This is a genomic window from Amphritea atlantica (genome assembly GCF_024347255.1).
Lineage (GTDB): Bacteria > Pseudomonadota > Gammaproteobacteria > Pseudomonadales > Balneatricaceae > Amphritea > Amphritea atlantica.
Genome location: NZ_AP025284.1, coordinates 288,354 through 308,820 on the forward strand (window position 1 = coordinate 288,354; position 20,467 = coordinate 308,820).

The window sequence follows — 20,467 nt, forward strand, 5'->3', positions numbered from 1 at the left end:
CAGAGATGCGGTTTTAACATGAGCGAAATAAAGCAAAAGATTGCCCTGTTTATCGATGCGGATAACGCACCCGCCAGCAAGTTTGTCGATGTTCTGAGTGAAGTGGCAAAGTATGGTGTGGTGACTATCCGTAAAGCTTACGGCAACTGGAAGTCGCCCACCCTTAAATCCTGGGAGGAGTTGCTGCATGAGTACGCTATTCAACCGGTGCAGCAGTATGATTTAACCAAGGGTAAAAATGCCTCTGATATCGCGCTGGTCATCGATGCGATGGATGTTATGTATACCAAAGATATCGATGTGATGTGCTTTATCTCTTCCGACTGTGATTTTACCCCGATGGTTACCCGGGCGCTGGCGGAAGGCAAAATGGTGTTGGGGTTTGGTGAGCGGAAGACGCCATCGCCCTTTGTTAATGCCTGTTCAAAATTCCTCTTTCTTGACCAGCCGGAAGCGGTCGAAAACGCCAGCAGTGCTAAACCTAAAAATATCAAATCCGATACCAAACTGATCAACCTGTTGCGTCAGGCGATTGAAGCTACGGAAGATGAGGATGGCTGGGCCGCATTAGGCCCGGTGGGGGCCAATATCTCCAACCGCACATCATTCGATTGCCGCAACTATGGTTATAAAAATCTCAGCAGCCTGTTTAAAGCGGTCGACCTGTTCGAGCTGAAACGGGGTCAGGGACGCTCTTTTCTGGTGCGGGATGCGCGGAAGGGGAAAAAAGTGTAAGACCGCAACGAAGAGCGTGTTGCTTGCCAGATCGTCGCTGCGCGACTGGCTAGACGCGGCTTCGCCGCTTGCTAGTGGCTGGAAAAATCGCTATCCAGCTTAGCGTGGTGTTTTCCAGGCATCGACGATATAGCGGGCTAAGGCATTTCCCGCAGGGCCTAATTCCTTGCGGTGTTCGAAGAGTAACTGATACTCACCCAGTTCAGGCAGGCCCCATCTATCATCGACCTTCACAAAAGGGGCTCTCATATGACTTTGCGGTATTGGTGCGATCGCCAGATCGGCCTCCATCGCGGCTTGCATGCCTGAGCTCTGATCGCAGGTATAGGCGATACGGTACTCAATTCCCTGCTTGTCTAATGCCTCGAGAGCCATGGTGCGCCAGCAGCAGCCCCGACTGGCAACCGCCAGTGGCAGAGGATGACTTTCTACCGCCAGACCGCCGCTACGGTTAGCCCAGACGAGCGGTTCAGTAAACACCACCTCTCCGCGAGTCGGGTCCTGACCGACATTGCCTGCGGTTAACAGCGCCATATCCAGCTCGCCTGCGTCCAACAGTGACAACAGCTCTGTACTGCTACCGGCGATGACGTTGACGGCGACGGCGGGGTGAGAGCGTGCGAACTGTGCCATCACCTTCGGTAATACCCCGGTTGCCAGATCTTCCGGAGAGCCAAAGCAGATGGTTCCTTCGATGCTGGGGGCCATAAACTGGCTGACCGCCTCCTCATTCAGCCTGAGTAACCGACGACTATAGCTGAGTAATACCTCGCCTTCAGAGGTTAAGCGAACCTGTCTTGCCTCGCGAAGAAATAAACTCTTCCCCAGGGTTTCCTCAAGGCGCTTGATCTGCATGCTGACGGCAGCCGGAGAGCGAAATACCTGCTCGGCCGCGCGGGTAAAACTTCCACTTTCGGCAATGGCCACAAACGAGCGAAGCAGGTCGAATTCCAGTAAGGGAGGGGTATTTGCAAACAGAGACATAACTACACCGTTAAGATTTTCTGAATCTTGAGTTTAGTATTTTTAGTTTGATTAAACAATGTACAAAAATCATCATTCAGTAACAGGTCGCACCCTGATCATCTTTTGTTAACCACTAACACCGTGAAGTGAACGGTGAGGAGATTCCGCTATGTCCAGTTGTGATCTTTTGATTCAAACATCGTCGACCACTGTGACTCCGTCCAGACAGGAAAAGGCGCGTTCATGGCGTCAGCAGCACCGGCTCATCCAGGCATTGAAGGGTTGGTATGATGCTTATCGTCGCCGTCAGGTATTACTGGACCTGCTTCGTTATGATGATCATATGCTGGACGATATGGGGTATACCCGCCAGGACATACAGGCGATTGCGAAGCTGCCCCTGAGCGCGGATGCTGATGAAGTGCTGAAGCAGCTAAGATCAGACCGCAACGGAAAGCGCGGCGACTAACTTTGCACGATAAATGGATCTGAGCGGTTGCTGGGATAAATTAGTTCTTTTCTCGCTTGGGTTGAGAACGCAACGAAGAGCGCGTTGCTCGCTAGACGGGCTTCGCCCTTGCTAGACCGTCGCTTCGCGACTAGCTAGTTGTTAGAAAAAGCATAAGAACAAAAAGAAAGAGAGCGGGTGGCTCTCTTTTTTGTGGGAGACGCGAACATGACTATAGATTGCCAGCGGAACCTCTCTCTTTTTGAGTAATTGAACCGGGTTTATGTTTCAGGCACACTCAGGTTAATGGAGATCTGAGCCAACTGCTCAGATCTCATTGATTTTAAACGTCTCTTGGCGACTGGCTCATTTCAACGTCTCGCCCCACTGTGGGTTCGAAGGTTTGAAGCTCACTTATAACGCTAGGCTAATCTTAAGGCTCTTATGATGATCACCCTGAACACGCCTGTTGCGTTTAATGACCCGCTCCCTGATGAGGTTGATGTGGTGGTGATTGGTGGCGGCGTTATCGGTATTTTCTCTGCCCTGAATATTGTGCGTTCGGGGCTGAGTGTGATGGTGATCGAAAAAGGCCGTATTGCCGGAGAGCAGTCGTCACGCAACTGGGGCTGGATCAGACAACATGGTCGTGATGCCGCAGAGCTGCCGATTATGATGGAAGCTTCCCTGCTATGGGAGGCTTTTGATAAAGAGGTTAAAGGTCGTACCGGGTTTAAGCGGGTCGGGGTGATGTATCTGTCACAAACCGAAGCGGCGCAGGCGCAACGGGAAGCGTGGCTGAGTATTGCCGCAGCCCATGGCGTCGATACCGTGGCACTGTCCAGCACCCAGCTAAAACAACATATTCAACAGGACCCTCGGGCAAAAAATACCTGGGTCGGCGCGACCTATACCGCCAGTGATGCCTGCGCCGAGCCATGGCAAGCGGTGCCTGCCGTGGCAGAACTGGCCCACAGCGAAGGGGTTCTTATCCGGGAAAATTGCGCCGTGCGTACACTGGATATCGAAGCGGGCCAGATTGTCGGGGTGATCACTGAGGCAGGCCGCATCAGAACATCGCAGGTAGTCGTCGCCGGAGGTGCCTGGTCATCCCTGTTTCTGCGCCGTCACGGTATCAATATCCCTCAGCTATCGGTACGCGCCTCCGTTGCCCGAACCGCCCCGCTGCAAAGTATCACCACCGCCAGTTTTGCGGATAAAAAACTGGCAGTGCGCCGCCGCAATGATGGCGGTTACACCCTCGCGCTCACCGATTCCCATGATCATTTTATTGGCCCGGATTCGTTTCGTTTATTACCTAAGTGGCTCAGAACGGGACTGCAAAACTATCATGAGATCCGACCCTGGATAAACGAAATCGCTAACTCCCCGGATGCCTGGCGGGTACAACGCCACTGGAGCGCTGATGAGATCACCCCCTTCGAACTCACCCGCGTTCTCGATCCCGCCCCCGCCAAAGGTAAGGTGAAAGTGATGCAACAGCGTTTCGCAGAGCGGTTCCCACAGATCGGCATCCCTCCCATACTGGATGCCTGGGCGGGCATGATCGATGCGATGCCCGATATCGTCCCCATTGTCGACAGAGTCCCCGATCTGGAAGGCCTTATCGTCGCAACCGGCATGAGCGGGCATGGGTTTGGCATAGGCCCCGCCTTCGGCAGAATCGTCTCTCAGATCGTCAATAAACAAGAGAGTCAGCATGATTTGTCGCGCTTTCGGTTTTCCCGGTTCTCGGATGGCAGCCAGCTCGAAATTGGGCCTAATGTTTAAAGGCAGTTGTTAGAACGCAACGAAGAGCGCGTTGCTCGCTAGACGGGCTTCGCCCTTGCTAGACCGTCGCTTCGCGACTCGCTAGTCGTTAGAAAAAGCGTAAAAACAAAAAGAAGGGGGCCGTTGGCGCTCTTTCTTTGTTGTAGGAGGTGCATCTTGCGCCGATTAGGCTTTGATATTTTTGAGACCTGTTTCATTACCGCAGTAGTCTATTCACAGTCAGTAATGCCCGGCTGCATAGAAAGGGAATAGGTCAGTGCCAGATTCTGGGTTTGGTCTATTTACCTGCAAAATACAAGACCTGACCCCGTTGCCTCTTTAGAACGCAACGAAGAGCGCGTTGCTCGCTAGACGGGCTTCGCCCTTGCTAGACCGTTGCTTCGCGACTCGCTAGTCGTTAGAAAAAGCGTAAAAGCAAAAAGATGAGGGCTATTGGCTCTCTTTAGCACCTATCATTAAGCAATTGCCCCCACTTTCTCTTTCAGGCACACTCAGTGAATGGATATGTGTAGTTCCACTATACAAACTGACCAATGAGCCCGCTCATTTTCAGTGGACGAGAATGTAGTAGCTGTTTTTAGGCTTTTCTCTTGTTATCAAAGATACGAAGTGAATGACGTCAGAATGATATTTACTTTGATTGCATTTATTTTGTAGTGATCAAAAAGGGCTTTGACTCTTTGATCTTTTAGTTGGAAGTCGGTGACATGTTAGATAACCCACTTGCAGTAGCTCAGCGTGAGTCCGCTGGGGCTAGCACCTTTGGAAAGTATAATTTTCAATTCCATTGGGCTTTGTGCGAGATAATTAAAAAACATGAGCAGCAGAAAGAGTACGCTATTCTCATTGAGCACCATGAGAATGTTGTGATCGCAGATGCTTTGGAGGCTGATAAAGCGAAATTTGAGTTCTATCAGGTGAAAAATCAGGCAGCCAAATTTACTGCAGATTCATTAATTAAGCGAAAAAAAGGTACTGTAAAGGCACTGAAAAGCTCAGTTCTAGGTAAATTACTTAGTTCTTGCATTCACAACCAATATGAGGAACGCATTACAACGATTGGTTTAGTTTCATCTAGCGGCTTTAGCTTAGCTTTAGATAAGGGGTTAAAGCTGGATGTAATTAAAATGGGTGATATTGCTGAAGAAGATCTAGCGACTATGACACAAAGCATTCATAAAGAGTTAGGTATCGATATATTGCCAGGGCATTTGCAGTTCATCGTTCCTGAAATACAACTTCGAAATCAAGAAGACTATGTTCTATCAAATTTTGCAAGGCTTGTAGACAAGCTCTTCCCAGGAGCTCTTTGCAATGCAGTTGCAATCTACCGCGCGGTTATTGATGAAATGGGCCGAATTGGTCGTTTGGAGTATGACTACAAAGACTGGGCTAGGCTCATCGAGAAAAAATCTTTGACTTCGACAAGTTTACATCAAGTTATTACGCAGCATTCAAGACACCCATGCGTTGATGACATCAAAAATGACTTTGATGATTTGGCAAATGATCTGTGTTGGAAATCTAAGAGGAAACGTTCTTTTAAACGAGAGCTATCATTACTAGCCCTTCGAAGAGCAGGTTTCATGAGTGCCTTAGATATTGATATCACTAATTCATTTAGGGCATCTCATGACAAAATCAATGAAGACGATTTTTCCAATGATAACGCTTATGTGGATGCCTTAGAGCAACAGGCTATTAGGGAAGGGCTACTAAGAAAAGTTAAAGATCAAAATGCACTTTTGATGGAAGTTATCTACTGCTTATTGAAGGTTGAGTAATGAAAAATAATTACAAACTCTTGATTAGGAATCTTAGGAAGCACAAAAATGAAAGGCTTGCATTTTCAACGTCTAGTTCTCTTGTCCGATTCGAAAAAACTGGGGAATCAGTTCTCGTTTCCGAAGAGATTCAATCTCGTTACCGGAAAAGACAATAGTATTGGTAAATCTACACTTGTTAAAAGCTTATTTTGGGCTATTGGTTGCGATCCCCAATTTGACCAAGAATGGAAATCAAATGATGTGAAGGCGATTCTCTACTTTAAGATTAATGAGGTCGACTACATCGTTAGTCGCTATCAAGACATCATTTATTTTGGTAAGTCAGACTCACTTTTGGATAAGTATTCAAGGGTTACAGGGGAGTTTGCACAAGCCTTTGCAAAAGTTACGGGCTTCGACCTACTTTTGGCGAACAGACAAAATGGTCTAGATTGTCCTCCTCCAGCTTTTTACTTTTTACCTTTCTATATTGATCAGAAGAGAAGCTGGGATGAGCCTTGGAATGGTTTTGAAAACCTTGCTCAATACAGTAATTTTCGAAGAAACCTTATTAAATACTTTTGCGGTTACCTATCCCCTAATCACTTTGAAATCGAAGAAGAGATTTTCGAACAAAAAGCTAAGCAGAATGCTGCCAATCATCAAGTTAACCGTATTACTGCTGCAATTGAAGTTCTTGAAGAGATTGCGCCAGCACAAACTATTGCGATCACTCTGGAGGAGCTTGAATCAATTCAATCAGAGATTAAGCAAGAACTTCAAGTGTTCTCACATCAACAGTTTAAACTGTATGAGCAACAATCTATATTAGCTAATGAAATCCATGACTTAGAACAGCAGTGCCATATTGCGATAGCTTCGGCAAAAGAGCTAGATGAGGACTATAGATTTGCTGTAGAAAACGTCCCATCTAATTCATTAGAGTGTCCTTTATGTGGTGTTGAACATGATAACTCACTCCTTAGTAGAGCTGGGCTTCTTGCTGATAGAGAAGCACTTGAGCAGCAGGCAAGCAATATTAGAGCAATGCTGAATGAGAAATACGAACAACAAGGGGAACTTATAGATGAGCTTAGCCTCGTATCATCTGAAATTGATAGAATAAACGATAAGTATCTATCTCAATACGATGACGTAGCGACTGATGAGCAGGCTGCTTTTGAGCAGGCACTTCACGTTGTATCTCAAAATAAAGTGAACTACAGCGTAGCTCAAACTAAAGAAGGCTATCAATTGCAATCTAAAGAAGCCCAAGATCAACAAAAGAAACTCAAAGCAGATCAAAGAAAGCTTCTTAAAAAGAAAGATAAAGATGAACTTAATGAGATGTTCATGGGTAATCTTACAGAAAATATCGAAACTTTATCGGCCAAAGGTGTAAATCTCAACGGAGTTAAGTCTCCTGTTGATTATAAAAAGATTCTTGGTGGTGGCGCAGCTGAAGGAACTCGTGGAACTTTAGCATACCAATTGGCAATACTACGTCAAATTGAGCATGCAGCGCATTGTGAACTAGCCCCGTTTGTTATTGATACTCCTAATCAGCAGGAACAAGCAGAGCACAGATATAAAAGTGTACTTGATGTAATAAGGGATAACGTCCCAGGCGGATATCAAGTCATTCTATGTGCCATGGATAACGAGGCTCTATACACATACAAGCAAGATTCCCATATTATTGAGTTGGATGGGGATCGTTTGTTGCAAAGAGCGCATTACGAAACTCTCCGTTCTGAGTATGATGAAGTAGTTTTAGTTAGAAATTAATTTCACTCAGCTGCCCTTGGATAGCCTTTCCTTCAGCTCACTTATTATAAGTACAATTCACCGACAGTTGCCCTGAGTCGTGAAGCCATTTTAACCGATCCCATATTCACAAACAAAAAAAGAGAGCTTCCCAGCTCTCTTTAATCTTTTGATCTTTAAGCTTTTTCTAGCGACTAACCACTAGCAAGTCGCGAAGCGACGTCTAGCCTCTTCTTAGCCTTTAGTGAAGCTCCTCATACTTCCGCTGTATCGCCATCAACGCAGGCTGCGCTTCCAGCGGCGCGTAGGCGATCGCCTGGTCAAACAGGTCTTTGTTCTCGTCGGAGAGGCGTTCATCTTCATTCATGGCAGAGAGTTTCTGCATCGCTTCGATAAACTTGGGGTGTTGTTTCTGTTTTTTGGCCGGTTTCATAGGAACTACCTCCGTAAGTTGGCGACGTGTATCGCGGCGTTAGCCTAGGTGCGATAGAGGGTCTGAATAAGATGAAAACCAAACTTCGTTTTCACCGGTCCGTGGATCTCCAATACTTTCTTACGGAAAACCACATCGTCGAACGCTTTCACCATGGTGCCGGGCCGGAACTCACCCAGATCACCACCCCGTTTGGCAGAGTTACACAGAGAGTGTCTTTTTGCCAGACGGGCAAAGTCCTCCCCTTTCTCCAGTTGTTGCTTCAGCTTTTCGGCCTCCGCTTTGGTCTTTACCAGAATATGCCGGGCCGATGCTACAGCCATATTAAAATACCTTTGCTCACACAGTAAAACTTTTTTATAACATTCTGACTTTAAAGCGGCGCCCTTTGATCTTGCCGTCGACTAAGCGGCTGTGGGCTTTGCGGGCTTCTTCCCGCTTCACGGCTACATAGGCAGCATAGTCATAGATATCGATCTTGCCGACCGCGCTGCCGTCGATACCCGCTTCGCCGGTGAGGGCACCAAGGATGTCGCCTGGGCGTATCTTATCTTTTCGACCGCCGGCGATGCAGAGAGTTCGCATCACCGGTTTAACCGGCTCCTCGTTGCGGGCTTTTTTCAGGCTGCTGAGGGATTTGGTCTCCAGGGTCTGCGACAGGTATTCGCTGATGGTTTCCAGCTTATAGGTTTCGGAGTCGCGGTAGAGACTGATGGCGGTGCCATCTTTGCCTGCACGGCCGGTACGTCCGATACGGTGAACGTAGATCTCCGGATCACGGGGTAGGTCGTAGTTGATCACCATGGTCAGGTCGCTGATATCCAGGCCGCGGGCGGCAACATCGGTGGCGATCAGGATAGTGTTGCTGCGGTTGGCGAACTGCACCAGCACCTGATCCCGGTCGCGCTGTTCCAGATCACCGTGCAGGGCGGCGGCAAAGTAGCCCAGATTGCGCAGGTGATCGGACACTTCACGACACTGATCTTTGGTGTTGCAAAAAATTACGGTGGATTCCGGGCTGAAGTGGCTGAGTATCCGCGCCAGCGCTTCCGGCTTTTTGGTCTGTTCCAGGGCATAGAACGATTGTTCTATCTGACTGGTGCTGTGCACCGCTTCCACGGTGACCTCGACCGGGTCAACCTGCAGATCGGCGCTGAGTTTTTTAATCCCTTCGGGATAGGTGGCGGAAAACAGCAGGGTCTGGCGCTTTTTCGGTGTGTTTCTGATCACCCCTTCGATCTGCTCGTAGAAGCCCATATCCAGCATGCGGTCGGCTTCATCCAGCACCACGGTGTTGCAGCGGGACAGGTCCAGCTTGCCTTTGCGAATCAGATCCTGAATCCGGCCGGGGGTGCCTACCACGATGTGTGCGCCATGCTCCAGTGAACCGATCTGCGGCCCGACGGACTGTCCACCGCAGAGGATGACCAGTTTGATGTTGTCTTTAAACCGCGCCAGACGGCGGATCTCCTGGGCTACCTGGGTGCTGAGCTCCCGGGTGGGGCAGAGTACCAGTGCCTGAGTACCGAAATCCCGCTGATTGATCTGTAACAGTAAGCCGATGGCAAAGGCGGCGGTTTTACCGCTACCGGTTTTGGCTTTGGCGATCAGATCTTTACCGGCCAGTGCATGGGGCAGACTGCCCGCCTGGATCGGCGTCATCTCGTGGTAGCCAAGGTCAGCCAGGTTGCTGAGCATAGCGGGAGGAAGGTTCAGGGAGGCGAAAGCGGTATCAGACACGGTGTACTCGGGATAAGAGTTAAATTGGCCGCCAGTATACCTGAAATAGTGCTTAATCGCTGCCCTGAAGTGAGGCCGCAGGACGATTCAGTCAGCGGTTAAGCTGGGCAGTGCGTGGATGCCAGGCTGCAGGAAACCGCTGATATCGCCATCCAGTTTCAGGCTGAGTAGGTCATCGGCGCGGGTTTTGCCGTGGGTGATCGCCGCAATCGGAATGTTCTGCTGAACCGCCTGCTTACAAAAGCGAAATCCGGAATACACCATCAGTGATGAACCGATCACGAGCAGGGCATCAGACCGCTGTAAACTGTCGAGGGCTGAGAAAACCCGCTCTTTCGGTACATTATCGCCGAAGAAGACCACATTGGGCTTTAACATGCCGCCACAATCGGGGCAGTCGGTCACCCTGAAGCGGCTGAAGTCGATGCCATCCAGATCGGCATCGCCGTCCGGTGCAGCGGTCGCGGTATACTCTCTGAACGCTGGGTTTGCTTCGGCCATCAACTGATGCACGTGGTTACGTTGATGCAGTGTGTGACAGTCCATACAGATCACCTGGTCAGAGCGGCCGTGCAGGTCGATCACCCGTTGCTGACCGGCCAACTGATGCAGCCGGTCGACATTCTGAGTGACCAGTTGGCGGCAATAGCCCTTCTCTTCTAGCCGTTGCAGACTCTGATGCACGGCATTGGGACGGGCATTGGCCATCAGTGGCCAGCCGATCAGGCTGCGCGCCCAGAATCGTTGCCGGGTGGCATGGCTGGTCATGAAGTCGCGGTGTTGCACCGGGGGCTGGCGTTTCCACTGACCGTTATGGTCCCGGTAATCGGGTATCCCGGACTGGGTGCTGCAGCCTGCGCCGGTGAGAATAAATAACCGGGGATGCTGCTGGATAAAGTCGCTGAGGGCGCTTGCTGTCGAATGGGCCATAGGTTCAGTGTAATCGGTGAGGTCTCTCAGGCCAACGGAATAAGTACTAAAAGATACGTATTGAAGCGCTCAGTTGGTTCACTGTGATCTTAATAGGCGAACCTTTCAATCGCCTGTCTCACCTGCGTGAGCGCCTCTTTAAGCGAGTCGATCGCCACCGATCCCAGTGCCAGCCGGATCGCATGGGGAAGATGGTCAGTCACGGCGAACGGTTCTGCGGTCGAAACGGAGATGTTTGATGTCATGAGTGTCATCGCTACCTGATCAGCCCGCACCTCCTCTGGCAGGGTTAACCAGACAAAATAAGATGAGGGGTGGCTGATAACAGAGAAGCCTTTTAATACCTCTCTGGCGATTGTCTGACGGGCCTGTGCATCCCCGCGCTTCTCCGCTTCAAGTCGGGCAACAGTGCCATCCTCTATCCAGCCACAACTGATAGCCGTCATCAGACTGGGGGTATTCCAGGTGGTGGCGCGGATAGTTCGCTCTAGCGTTGGAATCCATCGTTCAGGGGCGGCAATAAAGCCGATACGAAAACCGGTGGCCACACTCTTTGATAGCCCTGAGACGTAAACGGTCAACTCCGGTGCGAGGGCGGCCAGCGGCGGCGGTGGGTTATCGGCAAGAAATGCGTAGGCGGCATCTTCGATAATCAGCAGGTTATGCTGGCGGGCAATGGTGATCAGTTGCTGTCGCTGCTCGCTATTCATCACCCAGCCCAGGGGGTTGTGAAGTGTGGGCATGCTATACACCGCGCGGATCGGCCGATGTTTGCAGAGTGCTTCCAGGGCTGTCAGGTCGGGGCCTGTGGCGGTGACCGGTATTGCGACCAGCTCGAGTCGATGTACCTCCGCGAGTATTTTAAAGCCTGAGTAGGTGAGCGCATCGACGGCAACCACATCGCCGGGATTGAGAAGTGACATCACGGTGGTTGCCAGCCCGTGCTGGGCACCGCTGACAATCAGCAGCTGCTCAGGGGGTATCGATAATCCACGGTGTTTGAGGTGTTGTGCGACGATCGCTCTTTCATGCAGACGACCGGCATGGGGCTGATAGTGTAGCAGGGATTCCAGGTCGCCGGAGATCGATAGTTGTCGCAGTGCCTGACGCAGCATGCCGGTCTGACCGGGGATGGATGGTGAGTTGAAGTTAAGATCGATCATCCCCTCTGTTGTCGGGGGCTGGTCGATGCCATGGCCCAGCGGCAGGGCGGTTTCTCTGACAAAGGTTCCGCGGCCGGTTTCGCCGCTAACCAGCCCTATTCGCTCCAGTTCAGCATAGACCCGGGAGGCGGTCACCAGTGCCAGACCTTCCCGGGCCGCCAGCTGCCGGTGGGTGGGTAGCTGGGTGCCAGGCGGCAGCCTGCCCGAACGGATCTCGTCGGCAAACCGGTCGACCAGTTGTTTATAGCGTGCGCGGGGCATCTTCAGTTGTATCCATGACAATTTTTTTATTGTCATGAATTTAGGTCATACAATGCGGCAACGCAACTGACTACTTTTAAGTGCTAATTGTAAGAGCTAATGAAGAGAGCTAATGAGGAGAGCTGCTATGCATATTGCGATTCTGACATTTGACGGCTTTAACGAACTGGATTCACTGATCGCCCTGGGGATTCTCAACCGGGTGAAACGCCCGGACTGGCGGGTCTCAATTGCCAGCCCGACTGAGCGGGTCGAGTCGATGAACGGTGTGGTGCTGCAACGGCAGCTTACGCTTAGTGAGGCTAACCATGCGGATGTGGTGTTGGTGGGCAGTGGCATGAAAACCCGCGACGTCGTGGCGGACAGGTCGATTATGTCGCAGCTCAGCCTGGACCCTGAACGACAGCTGATTGGCGCGCAGTGCTCGGGGGCGTTGATGCTGGCTGAGTTGGGGCTGCTGACGGATCTGCCGGTGTGCACCGATCTGACCACTAAACCCTGGGTGCAGGACAGCGGTGCTGAGGTGCTGAATCAGGCGTTCTTTGCCCGGGGAAATGTCGCCAGTGCGGGGGGGTGTCTGGCTTCACAGTATCTTGCCTGCTGGGTGTTGGCACGACTGGAGGGTATTAAAGTTGCTGAAGAGGCGATTCACTATGTTGCCCCGGTGGGGGAGAAAGCGGAGTATGTCAGGCGGATGCTGGCGAATATCTCGCCCTATTTATAAAACTGATCCGGAGAGACAAAAAAACCGCGCTGGGCGCGGTTTTTTAATGATTAAAGCTTATGTTCTGAACTTATACCCCGAGCTTATACCCCGAACTTAGCCTTCGCTTCCAGACGGCGGCGGTGCAGCACCGGCTCAGTATAGCCGTTTGGCTGGATACGGCCCTGAATAACCAGTTCCAGTGCGGCCTGGAAGGCGACACTGTCGTCGAAGTTGGGTGCCATCGGACGGTACAGGGGATCGCCAGCATTCTGCTGGTCAACCACGGCGGCCATCCGCTGCATGGTTTCCATCACCTGAGCTTCAGAGCAGATACCGTGGTGCAACCAGTTAGCGATATGCTGGCTGGAGATCCGCAGTGTGGCGCGGTCTTCCATCAGACCGACATCGTTGATGTCAGGCACTTTAGAGCAGCCGACACCCTGATCGATCCAGCGTACCACGTAGCCCAGAATACCCTGTGCGTTGTTATCCAGCTCGTTCTGAATCTCTTCAGCAGACCAGTCTGGATTGCTCGCCACCGGTACGGTGAGAATGTCGTCCAGACTGGCCCGTGGACGGCTCTTCAGTTCATCCTGACGGGCGAATACATCAACTTTGTGATAGTGCAGTGCGTGCAGGGCGGCAGCCGTTGGCGATGGCACCCAGGCGGTGTTAGCGCCCGACAGTGGGTGGCCGATCTTGGCATCCAGCATGTTAGCCATCTGATCCGGAATCGCCCACATACCTTTACCGATCTGTGCACGGCCCTGCAGGCCGCAAGCGAGACCGTTATCCACGTTCCAGTCTTCATAGGCACCGATCCAGGCGGCGGCTTTCATCTCGCCTTTGCGGATCATCGGGCCCGCTTCCATGGAGGTGTGGATCTCGTCACCGGTACGGTCCAGGAAGCCTGTGTTGATAAAGACCACACGGTCTTTTGCTGCACGGATACACTCTTTCAGGTTAACGGTGGTGCGGCGCTCTTCATCCATAATACCCATTTTCAGGGTAAAGCGGTCCAGACCCAGGGCATCTTCGATACGACCAAACAGCTCATTGGCGAAAGCCACCTCTTCAGGGCCGTGCATCTTCGGCTTAACGATATACATGGAGCCGGTGGTGGTGTTGCTGAACTGACCGTTACCCTTAACATCGTGGATTGAGATCAGGCTGGTGACCATGCCATCGAGGATGCCCTCAGGAATCTCGTTGCCATCTTTGTCCAGAATAGCGTTGTTGGTCATCAGGTGGCCAACGTTACGCACAAACATCAGACTGCGGCCTTTGAGGCTGACTGCAGAACCATCCACACCGGTATATGTACGGTCAGGGTTCATACGACGGGTGAAAGTTTTACCGCTTTTGGTCACCTCTTCGGTGAGGTCGCCTTTCATCAGGCCCAGCCAGTTTTTATAGGCAACCACTTTATCGTCAGCATCGACGGCGGCAACGGAGTCTTCGCAGTCCATAATTGCAGTTAGTGCGGCTTCTACGATGATATCGCTGATACCGGCGGCATCGGTGGAACCGATCTGACTGTCGCGGTCGACTTTAACGTCCAGATGCAGGCCGTTGTGTTTCAACAGGATTGCGGTGGGTGCCTCGGCATCGCCGTTGTAACCGATCAGTTGCGCTTCATCCTGCAGACCGGTTTCAGCACCGTTGGTCAGGGTGACCACCAGCTTGCCATCACGGATACTGTAGCGAACAGAATCTTTATGGCAGCCAGTTGCCAGCGGTGCCGCTTCGTTCAGTACGTTACGGGCAAATTCAATGACTTTAGCCCCTCGAACCGGGTTATAACTGCCAGAGATCTCTGCGCCATCCGCTTCTGAGATCGCATCGGTGCCATAGAGGGCATCGTAGAGGCTACCCCAGCGGGCATTGGCAGCGTTCAGGGCGAAACGGGCGTTCATCACCGGTACCACCAGCTGCGGGCCAGCCATGGTGGCCATTTCCGGGTCAACATTGCTGGTGGTGGCAGAGAAGTCTTCGCCTTCTGGCAACAGGTAGCCGATCTTCTGAAGGAATGACTTATAGGCGCTAAAATCAAAACCGTTAGCCCGGTTGTCGCGATGCCAGCTGTCGATCTGCTCCTGAATGGCATCACGCTTTGCCAGCAGAGTGCGGTTTTTCGGTGCAAGATCGTGAACAATCGCGTCCAGACTTGACCAGAACTGCTCTTCAGTTACACCGGTGCCTGGAATGACCTGTTGGTTGACAAAGTTGTACAGCGCTTCAGCAACCTGCAGGCCGCCCGTTTGTATCCGTTGACTCATAATTTACTGCCTCATTGTAATCGTCCCGAATCCGGTGCGAGGCAACCGGACCAGGTCTATTTTGTATGCCGCAATCGCAGTGGCTCCTATCAGCGCTACCGCTATTGTGGCTTGTGCGTTGCAACAATATCGCAATTTGCAAACCCTGTCGCCCCTGAGCACTGCTAAAGTATGAAGCATATACCCCCTTTGAGGCAGGTATTCATTTCACATTGTGGAAAGGTGGCGATGGGCGGTCAGGGGGCGGTTTTCATCTGGCAAAAAGCTGCCAGATGGCAGCTTTAATGCGGCGTTACCCTGACTGTTTGGTCAGAACAACCAGTTGCCCGGTTCTGGCAGGGGCTGCCTTTTTTCAACGGCGCTCAGCCCTTTGATACAACGGATGATAAACCAGAGGACAGTGAATAACAGAATCAGATAGCCGATCAGAATAAACGTGGTAATCGCACCGATAAAGGCATACAGGAATCCTATCCAGAAGGTGCGGATCTGCCACTGATAGTGAGTCTTCAGCCAGTCCGGGGCATCCGCTTTATAGACATAGGCCATCACCAGTCCCACGATTCCGGTGACACCGATCACAATACTGATCAGGTAGAGGATATACACAATTTTAGCGTTGCTGCCATTATCCTTTTGCGTTTCTGCAACTTCATTCATACGCGTTAAGCTCCTTTTTACGATTTAAGATATATTTTTTACGATTTAAGAAATATTTTCACGGATGATATCGGGCAGAGCTACGGAGCGCCCAGTGTTATGATCCATCCACACCACCTTGGAGTAGCCTTCGCTGCAGAGCTGATCGGGGTTGTCGGTGGTGCTCAGTTCATACCAGACCATAAAGCTGCTGCGGCCAATCTCGCCAACAAAACTTTTTACGATGATGGTGGCCGGATAGCTCACCGGTCTGAGGAAGGTGCAGCCAACATTGATAATCACCGGGTCGGTGCCGTTACCGTTCATCGTTGCGCCGATACTGGCGAGAAACTGCACCCGGGCCTCTTCCAGATAGCGCATGTAGAGCGCATTATTGACGTGACCGTAGGCGTCCATATCGCCCCAGCGCACCGCCAACTGGCACTGGTGCAATAATTTCCGCTTTGGCGGTTCACTCATGATCCATCTCCTCTTCCGGTATTCCTGTATATAGGTGTTCAGTCGTCATCATCTTCACCCGGGGGCTGCCCGGTATCATTGCTGCGCAGATGCAGGTCCATCTGCGGAAACGCAATCTCGATATTGTGCTCCCGGAATAGCCGGTCAATGGTGCTGTGTAGCTCATGCACCGTCTGGTTGCGGATATCCATAGAGCTGATATGGGCGCGCAGTTCAAAGTCCAGTGTACTGTTGCCGAATGCCAGGAAAAAGGCCAGCGGCGCCGGTTCAGTAAGAACATGTTTATTTTCCGCGGCAGCCTGTAGCAATAGCTTGGTTACCAACGGGGTATCTGAACCATAGGCGACCCCGACGGGGATCACGATCCGGGTGATGGCGTCGGTCAGGGACCAGTTTATCAACTGATCGGTGATAAAGGTTTTATTGGGAATAATCACCTCTTTGCGATCCCAGTCAGTAATGGTAGTGGCGCGGATCTGTATACGGGTAACATTGCCTGTCACACCGCCAATGGTGACGGTGTCGCCGATACGGACGGGCTTCTCAAACAGGATAATCAGGCCTGAAACGAAATTGGCGACGATCTCCTGCAGGCCAAACCCCAGCCCCACACCCAGCGCGGCAACCAGCCACTGCAGTTTGCCCCATTCGAGGCCGAGAAAGTTGAGAAAACTGATCAGACCGGTAATGTAGAGACAGTATTTCAGCAGTGTCGAGATGGCAAAGCTGGTGCCAGGTGCCAGTGGCAGATAGTTCAGAACCAGCAACTCAAACAGACCGGGCAGGTTGCGCGCAGCGATAAAGGTCACTGTCAGGGCGGCCAGGGCAAAAATAATCTGCTTCAGAGTGATAAAACTCAGCACGCCGCTGTCGCTGCTGCCGGTGCTCCAGAGTGTCACCGAGTCCAGCGCTTCCAGGGCTGGCAGGGTCCAGCCGAGAGTAAACCATGCCAGGGTGAGAAAGATCAGTGCAGTGACGGTTTTGAGCAGCATATTACCCTGCTCAGATATGGTTTGCAGATCTACGAAATTCTCCTTCAGTGGTGGCGGTGTCTCTTTCTGCTCCTCCCGGGCAGACAGTATTTCCGCCCGACGGGCCAGGGTTTGGGCGAACAGCAGCTTGCGCTCTTCGATCAGTAACCAGCGTCGTCCCAGATGAAAGATCAGGTAGGCCAGAATAGCGATACATACCAGCAGGAACATCAGGCCGATCAGAATGCCCGCCGAGAGTATATAGCCCCAGAGAATCATCCCTGCCATCGCGACATTAAAGGCGATGACCGCACCGATCCAGACGCTGATATTGTGCCACAGTTTACCATCCGCTGTGTGCTGTGCATGCGGGGTCGCGCGCCACAGGCTGACCCAGAACAGGGTAAAACCGATGGTAATCAATAACAGGATTAAGCGGGTCGGGCCTGCAATAACGGTCTCATTGGTACTCAGGTCCAGCATCATCAGGAAGGCGATCAGTGGTGTGTTGATCCAGAAGAGCCAGCTCAGTCGTTTTCGCAGTGTCGCGGTGGTGTGCTCCGGCAGGCTGAACTGCCCCTGCAGTAAGCCGTGAGGCTGCTGTAACCAAAGCATCACGGTCAGGTATAGCCAACTGATCGAGGCGAGCATATAGAGCAGGTTTCTGACCGCGGCCTCATCCCCGCCGATTTTTCTGCCTAACACATAGAGAAACAGCGGGATGGGCAGTGTAGCTAATGGGCCATACAGCAGAGGGCGCAGGGTATGGCTGATATGGTCCTGACTGACATTGCCGATCTGTTTGCACCATTGCGGCTGACGTTTGTTCAGATAACGCCGGCAGAACAGCGCGAAGGGCAGCACAATCAGAAACAACCCCGATGGCAGCGTTACTTTATCCATCAGCAGCGCCCGGTAGGGTTTCAGCAGGGCGGGTAATTCAGCACTCAGATCGATAAATCCGTTAATAATCTGCGTGGGCCATCCGGTCGAGACCGGTTCAGTGCTGGGCAGCCATAGCAGGTGCTTATTAAACAGCGCCCGGCTGGCGGTTATCTGGGCGTTAAACTGTTCCTGAATCAACAACAGTTGTGACAGTTCACTGATCAGTTTCTGTTGCAGTGAACGCTGTTCGGAGATCAGCTCGCTGAGGCTCTGATGCAGCTGAGAAAGCTTTGTTTTTTGAGCTTCGGTCAGCCCCGTGGTCTGTGTCTCCACCGGGGGCTGACTCAGGGTCAACTGGTTGAGGCGCAGCTCTTTAAGCCGGGTTCGGGTGATGTCCGATTTCAGGGGCTTTGGCAGTTGTTGAATATGTTTGCGAATCTCTGAACCGGTATAGCCGATTCCCAACTCCAGCTGCAACTGGATCGCTTGGTAGGTCTGGCGAATAATCTGCAGTTGCTGTTCCAGTTGTTTACGCCGTTGTGCTGTCTGCTCGGTTTCTGCGAGTCCCTGACGGATAATATCGGCTGTTTCATTATTGCGGGTAAGTGCCTGTTGCAACACCGGGTTGTTATCGGTGTCGGCCGATTCAAACTGGCTCAGAGTTTTTTCTGCCGAGGCCCGGCTTTGCTGCTGCAGGCGCTCTTCGGCTTTGTTGATCCAGGCATTGTAGTCCTGAATCTGGTTTTGCAGACTTTTCAGATTCAGTGATGCCAGCTCTGTTCGGCCGGGCAGGGCGAGAATCTCAAGCTCGGTAACCTCCAGAGCCGACTCGGTGGCCATTTGCTGATAGCTACGCAGCAGCTCTCTGGCTTTCTGCAGCTCGGTTGTCGGTGGAATCGCTGGAGCTGAGCTAAGAGGGCTGTTAAGTTGTTGTTGCAGGGAGGATTGTTTTTCCCGTTTGCTCAGCAGTAACTTGTCACTATCGCGGATAGTCTGTTGCAGTTCATCCTGATACTTTTCCAGATCAATCAGGCCCGCTTTGGTTTTGATCAGCAGAGGTTGCAGCTCGGTGGCTGGCGGCAGGGTTTCAGGCAGCTCTGTACCGCGCTGAGGGGGGCGGTTGCGTGCTTGCTGCAGCTGTTGAGGCTGCGCCTCAATCTCAACCCGCAGATCTTTCGCCTGTTGTCGCTGGCTGATGATATCCTGAATATGTTGCGCTGTTTGCTGATAGATCGTATTGAGAGGGTTTTCAGGGTCTTTTTCAAACTGCTGTAGCTGACCCTGAAGGCGTGTCAGGTCAGCATTGAGGTCGGGCGATTCGGCCAGCCCGTTAAGACTGAACAGCAGCAGAAAAATAGATAACAGTCGCATAGATCGTGCCTTAAGGTGATGCAGTTTACTATATACGCCAATGACCTGTGCACAAGGAATAAGTTGCAAATCTGGCCTAAATTATAAGGTAGCCCCGGTTTTTTTGATCGCCCCTGTTGACGGTGAACTTAAGGAATAGTTGATTATGCAGATGTTAGATGCCAAATGCTTACGCAACAATCTTCCGGTATATAACCATGAGGATGGTATCAGCAGCAGCGAGATGCTGGAGGAGTATCTCAGCTGTTATCAGTTACATCCGATTCTGCATGCCGGGCATAAGCTGTTTGCCACCCGGCAAACGGTGCTGGGGTGTACCCTGTTTGTGCAGCATTACTGTTGCCGCGAGCAGAGCCGGGGAACGGTGGTGGTGTTGCATGGCTATTTTGATCACAGTGGGTTGTATGGTCATCTGATCTCCTATCTGCTGGAGATCGGCTGGGATGTCCTCATCTATGATCTGCCGGGGCATGGGCTTTCCCAGGGGACGCCACTGTCGATTGACTGCTTCACCACCTACGCCAGACAGCTGACCGAGCTGTTGAACAGTCGTCAGGATAGACTCGCACCTCCCTGGACTGTGCTGGGGCAGAGTACCGGCGCGGCAATACTGATAGAGCAGCAACTGCAGTTTGGTTATCGCGACTGGCCAGTTCAGCATCAGGTGTTTCTGGCGCCCCTGGTGCGCCCCTTTGGCTGGGAACAGATCGCCAGTAAGTATCGCTGGTTGAGGTTTCTGTTGCGCTCAGTGCCCAGAAGTTATGGTCCGAGCTCCGGGGATCAGCGGTTTCTGGATTTTGTTCGTTATCAGGATCCGCTCCAGCATCACCGCATTCCTGTGCGCTGGATCGGCGCTATGCTGCGCTGGATTGAAGAGGTGGAACAGTCCGGCAGTCTGGAGACTCAGCCCCTGTGTATTCAGGGGGTGGAAGATGAAACGGTGGAGTGGCGGCATAACCTTGGTGTGATCGGACGTCTCTATCCGGGGCTGGAAATTAAGCTGTTACAGAAAGCCAGGCATCATCTGGTGAATGAAGAGGCTGCTATCAGGTTGCAGGTGTTTAATCTGATAGAGCAGAAACTTAATTCACACAGTTGAAGAAGCCAATAAAAAAGGCAGCCTGCTAAGCAGACTG

General features: G+C 51.8%; 17 protein-coding genes. 7 read left to right on the plus strand and 10 right to left on the minus strand.

The genetic code is table 11. The features are described 5' to 3' along the window. Window positions 1-18: 18 nt before the first annotated feature. Window positions 19-735 (plus strand): NYN domain-containing protein, encoded by a 717-nt coding sequence (locus OCU43_RS01390; protein WP_091354835.1) that lies wholly within the window; start codon window positions 19-21, stop codon window positions 733-735. Window positions 736-834: 99 nt separating this feature from the next. Here the strand turns inward: OCU43_RS01390 and OCU43_RS01395 are convergent, their stop codons facing one another. Continuing rightward, window positions 835-1,719, minus strand: a complete 885-nt coding sequence (locus OCU43_RS01395) for a LysR substrate-binding domain-containing protein (protein ID WP_091354837.1) — start codon at window positions 1,717-1,719, stop codon at window positions 835-837. A 151-nt stretch (window positions 1,720-1,870) separates the two neighbouring features. Between OCU43_RS01395 and OCU43_RS01400 the strand changes: the two genes are divergently transcribed. The 4 genes from OCU43_RS01400 (at window position 1,871) to OCU43_RS01415 (ending at window position 7,494) form a co-directional block, all read left to right on the plus strand. Then, the gene (locus OCU43_RS01400; RefSeq protein WP_091354840.1) at window positions 1,871-2,170 is read left to right on the plus strand and encodes a DUF1127 domain-containing protein; all 300 of its coding nucleotides are present in this window, start codon (window positions 1,871-1,873) and stop codon (window positions 2,168-2,170) included. A 426-nt stretch (window positions 2,171-2,596) separates the two neighbouring features. Further along, window positions 2,597-3,940, plus strand: a complete 1,344-nt coding sequence (locus tag OCU43_RS01405) for an NAD(P)/FAD-dependent oxidoreductase (protein ID WP_245756504.1) — start codon at window positions 2,597-2,599, stop codon at window positions 3,938-3,940. A gap of 707 nt (window positions 3,941-4,647) precedes the next feature. After that, window positions 4,648-5,724 (plus strand): DUF4297 domain-containing protein, encoded by a 1,077-nt coding sequence (locus OCU43_RS01410; RefSeq protein WP_091354843.1) that lies wholly within the window; start codon window positions 4,648-4,650, stop codon window positions 5,722-5,724. Window positions 5,725-5,772: 48 nt separating this feature from the next. Further along, window positions 5,773-7,494, plus strand: coding sequence for a hypothetical protein (locus OCU43_RS01415; RefSeq protein WP_091354844.1), 1,722 nt, complete (start codon window positions 5,773-5,775; stop codon window positions 7,492-7,494). A 220-nt stretch (window positions 7,495-7,714) separates the two neighbouring features. Here OCU43_RS01415 and OCU43_RS01420 read toward each other — a convergent pair whose 3' ends face one another. The 5 genes from OCU43_RS01420 to OCU43_RS01440 all read right to left on the minus strand — a co-directional run bounded on the left by OCU43_RS01420 (window position 7,715) and on the right by OCU43_RS01440 (window position 12,000). Then, window positions 7,715-7,906, minus strand: a complete 192-nt coding sequence (locus tag OCU43_RS01420; protein WP_091354847.1) for a hypothetical protein — start codon at window positions 7,904-7,906, stop codon at window positions 7,715-7,717. Window positions 7,907-7,950: 44 nt separating this feature from the next. Then, the gene (locus OCU43_RS01425; RefSeq protein ID WP_091354849.1) at window positions 7,951-8,229 is read right to left on the minus strand and encodes a peptidylprolyl isomerase; all 279 of its coding nucleotides are present in this window, start codon (window positions 8,227-8,229) and stop codon (window positions 7,951-7,953) included. A gap of 34 nt (window positions 8,230-8,263) precedes the next feature. After that, a complete protein-coding gene (gene dbpA, locus OCU43_RS01430; protein ID WP_091354851.1) occupies window positions 8,264-9,646 on the minus strand; it encodes an ATP-dependent RNA helicase DbpA in 1,383 nt (460 codons plus the stop codon). 87 nt (window positions 9,647-9,733) lie between these two features. Beyond that, on the minus strand, window positions 9,734-10,576 hold the full coding sequence (locus OCU43_RS01435) for an NAD-dependent protein deacetylase (RefSeq protein WP_091354853.1): 843 nt from the start codon (window positions 10,574-10,576) through the stop codon (window positions 9,734-9,736). Window positions 10,577-10,665: 89 nt separating this feature from the next. Then, the gene (locus OCU43_RS01440) at window positions 10,666-12,000 is read right to left on the minus strand and encodes an aminotransferase-like domain-containing protein (protein ID WP_091354855.1); all 1,335 of its coding nucleotides are present in this window, start codon (window positions 11,998-12,000) and stop codon (window positions 10,666-10,668) included. A gap of 127 nt (window positions 12,001-12,127) precedes the next feature. Here OCU43_RS01440 and OCU43_RS01445 point away from each other — a divergent pair, with 127 nt between their 5' ends. Further along, window positions 12,128-12,724: a DJ-1/PfpI family protein gene (locus OCU43_RS01445; protein WP_091354857.1), complete on the plus strand. Its 597-nt coding sequence runs from the start codon at window positions 12,128-12,130 to the stop codon at window positions 12,722-12,724. 83 nt (window positions 12,725-12,807) lie between these two features. On the opposite strand, the gene OCU43_RS01450 is transcribed toward OCU43_RS01445, so the two are convergent. The 4 genes from OCU43_RS01450 to OCU43_RS01465 form a co-directional block, all read right to left on the minus strand. Further along, complete coding sequence (locus tag OCU43_RS01450) at window positions 12,808-14,985, minus strand: malate synthase G (RefSeq protein WP_091354859.1); 2,178 nt, start codon at window positions 14,983-14,985, stop codon at window positions 12,808-12,810. A gap of 309 nt (window positions 14,986-15,294) precedes the next feature. Continuing rightward, window positions 15,295-15,645 (minus strand): DUF4870 family protein, encoded by a 351-nt coding sequence (locus OCU43_RS01455; protein WP_091354862.1) that lies wholly within the window; start codon window positions 15,643-15,645, stop codon window positions 15,295-15,297. Between the two features lie 45 nt (window positions 15,646-15,690). Further along, on the minus strand, window positions 15,691-16,104 hold the full coding sequence (locus OCU43_RS01460) for an acyl-CoA thioesterase (RefSeq protein ID WP_091354865.1): 414 nt from the start codon (window positions 16,102-16,104) through the stop codon (window positions 15,691-15,693). A gap of 38 nt (window positions 16,105-16,142) precedes the next feature. Then, the gene (locus tag OCU43_RS01465) at window positions 16,143-19,331 is read right to left on the minus strand and encodes a mechanosensitive ion channel domain-containing protein (RefSeq protein ID WP_091354867.1); all 3,189 of its coding nucleotides are present in this window, start codon (window positions 19,329-19,331) and stop codon (window positions 16,143-16,145) included. Between the two features lie 145 nt (window positions 19,332-19,476). Between OCU43_RS01465 and OCU43_RS01470 the strand changes: the two genes are divergently transcribed. Next, on the plus strand, window positions 19,477-20,430 hold the full coding sequence (locus tag OCU43_RS01470; protein ID WP_091354870.1) for an alpha/beta hydrolase: 954 nt from the start codon (window positions 19,477-19,479) through the stop codon (window positions 20,428-20,430). Window positions 20,431-20,467: the final 37 nt, after the last annotated feature.

Bases quoted from the DNA above. Each gene is read 5' to 3' on its own strand.
- OCU43_RS01390 (WP_091354835.1), top strand. From the start codon at position 19: ATGAGCGAAATAAAGCAAAAGATTGCCCTGTTTATCGATGCGGATAAC.
- OCU43_RS01395 (WP_091354837.1), bottom strand. From the start codon at position 1,719: ATGTCTCTGTTTGCAAATACCCCTCCCTTACTGGAATTCGACCTGCTT.
- OCU43_RS01400 (WP_091354840.1), top strand. From the start codon at position 1,871: ATGTCCAGTTGTGATCTTTTGATTCAAACATCGTCGACCACTGTGACT.
- OCU43_RS01405 (WP_245756504.1), top strand. From the start codon at position 2,597: ATGATCACCCTGAACACGCCTGTTGCGTTTAATGACCCGCTCCCTGAT.
- OCU43_RS01410 (WP_091354843.1), top strand. From the start codon at position 4,648: ATGTTAGATAACCCACTTGCAGTAGCTCAGCGTGAGTCCGCTGGGGCT.
- OCU43_RS01415 (WP_091354844.1), top strand. From the start codon at position 5,773: ATGAAAGGCTTGCATTTTCAACGTCTAGTTCTCTTGTCCGATTCGAAA.
- OCU43_RS01420 (WP_091354847.1), bottom strand. From the start codon at position 7,906: ATGAAACCGGCCAAAAAACAGAAACAACACCCCAAGTTTATCGAAGCG.
- OCU43_RS01425 (WP_091354849.1), bottom strand. From the start codon at position 8,229: ATGGCTGTAGCATCGGCCCGGCATATTCTGGTAAAGACCAAAGCGGAG.
- OCU43_RS01435 (WP_091354853.1), bottom strand. From the start codon at position 10,576: ATGGCCCATTCGACAGCAAGCGCCCTCAGCGACTTTATCCAGCAGCAT.
- OCU43_RS01440 (WP_091354855.1), bottom strand. From the start codon at position 12,000: ATGCCCCGCGCACGCTATAAACAACTGGTCGACCGGTTTGCCGACGAG.
- OCU43_RS01445 (WP_091354857.1), top strand. From the start codon at position 12,128: ATGCATATTGCGATTCTGACATTTGACGGCTTTAACGAACTGGATTCA.
- OCU43_RS01450 (WP_091354859.1), bottom strand. From the start codon at position 14,985: ATGAGTCAACGGATACAAACGGGCGGCCTGCAGGTTGCTGAAGCGCTG.
- OCU43_RS01455 (WP_091354862.1), bottom strand. From the start codon at position 15,645: ATGAATGAAGTTGCAGAAACGCAAAAGGATAATGGCAGCAACGCTAAA.
- OCU43_RS01460 (WP_091354865.1), bottom strand. From the start codon at position 16,104: ATGAGTGAACCGCCAAAGCGGAAATTATTGCACCAGTGCCAGTTGGCG.
- OCU43_RS01465 (WP_091354867.1), bottom strand. From the start codon at position 19,331: ATGCGACTGTTATCTATTTTTCTGCTGCTGTTCAGTCTTAACGGGCTG.
- OCU43_RS01470 (WP_091354870.1), top strand. From the start codon at position 19,477: ATGCAGATGTTAGATGCCAAATGCTTACGCAACAATCTTCCGGTATAT.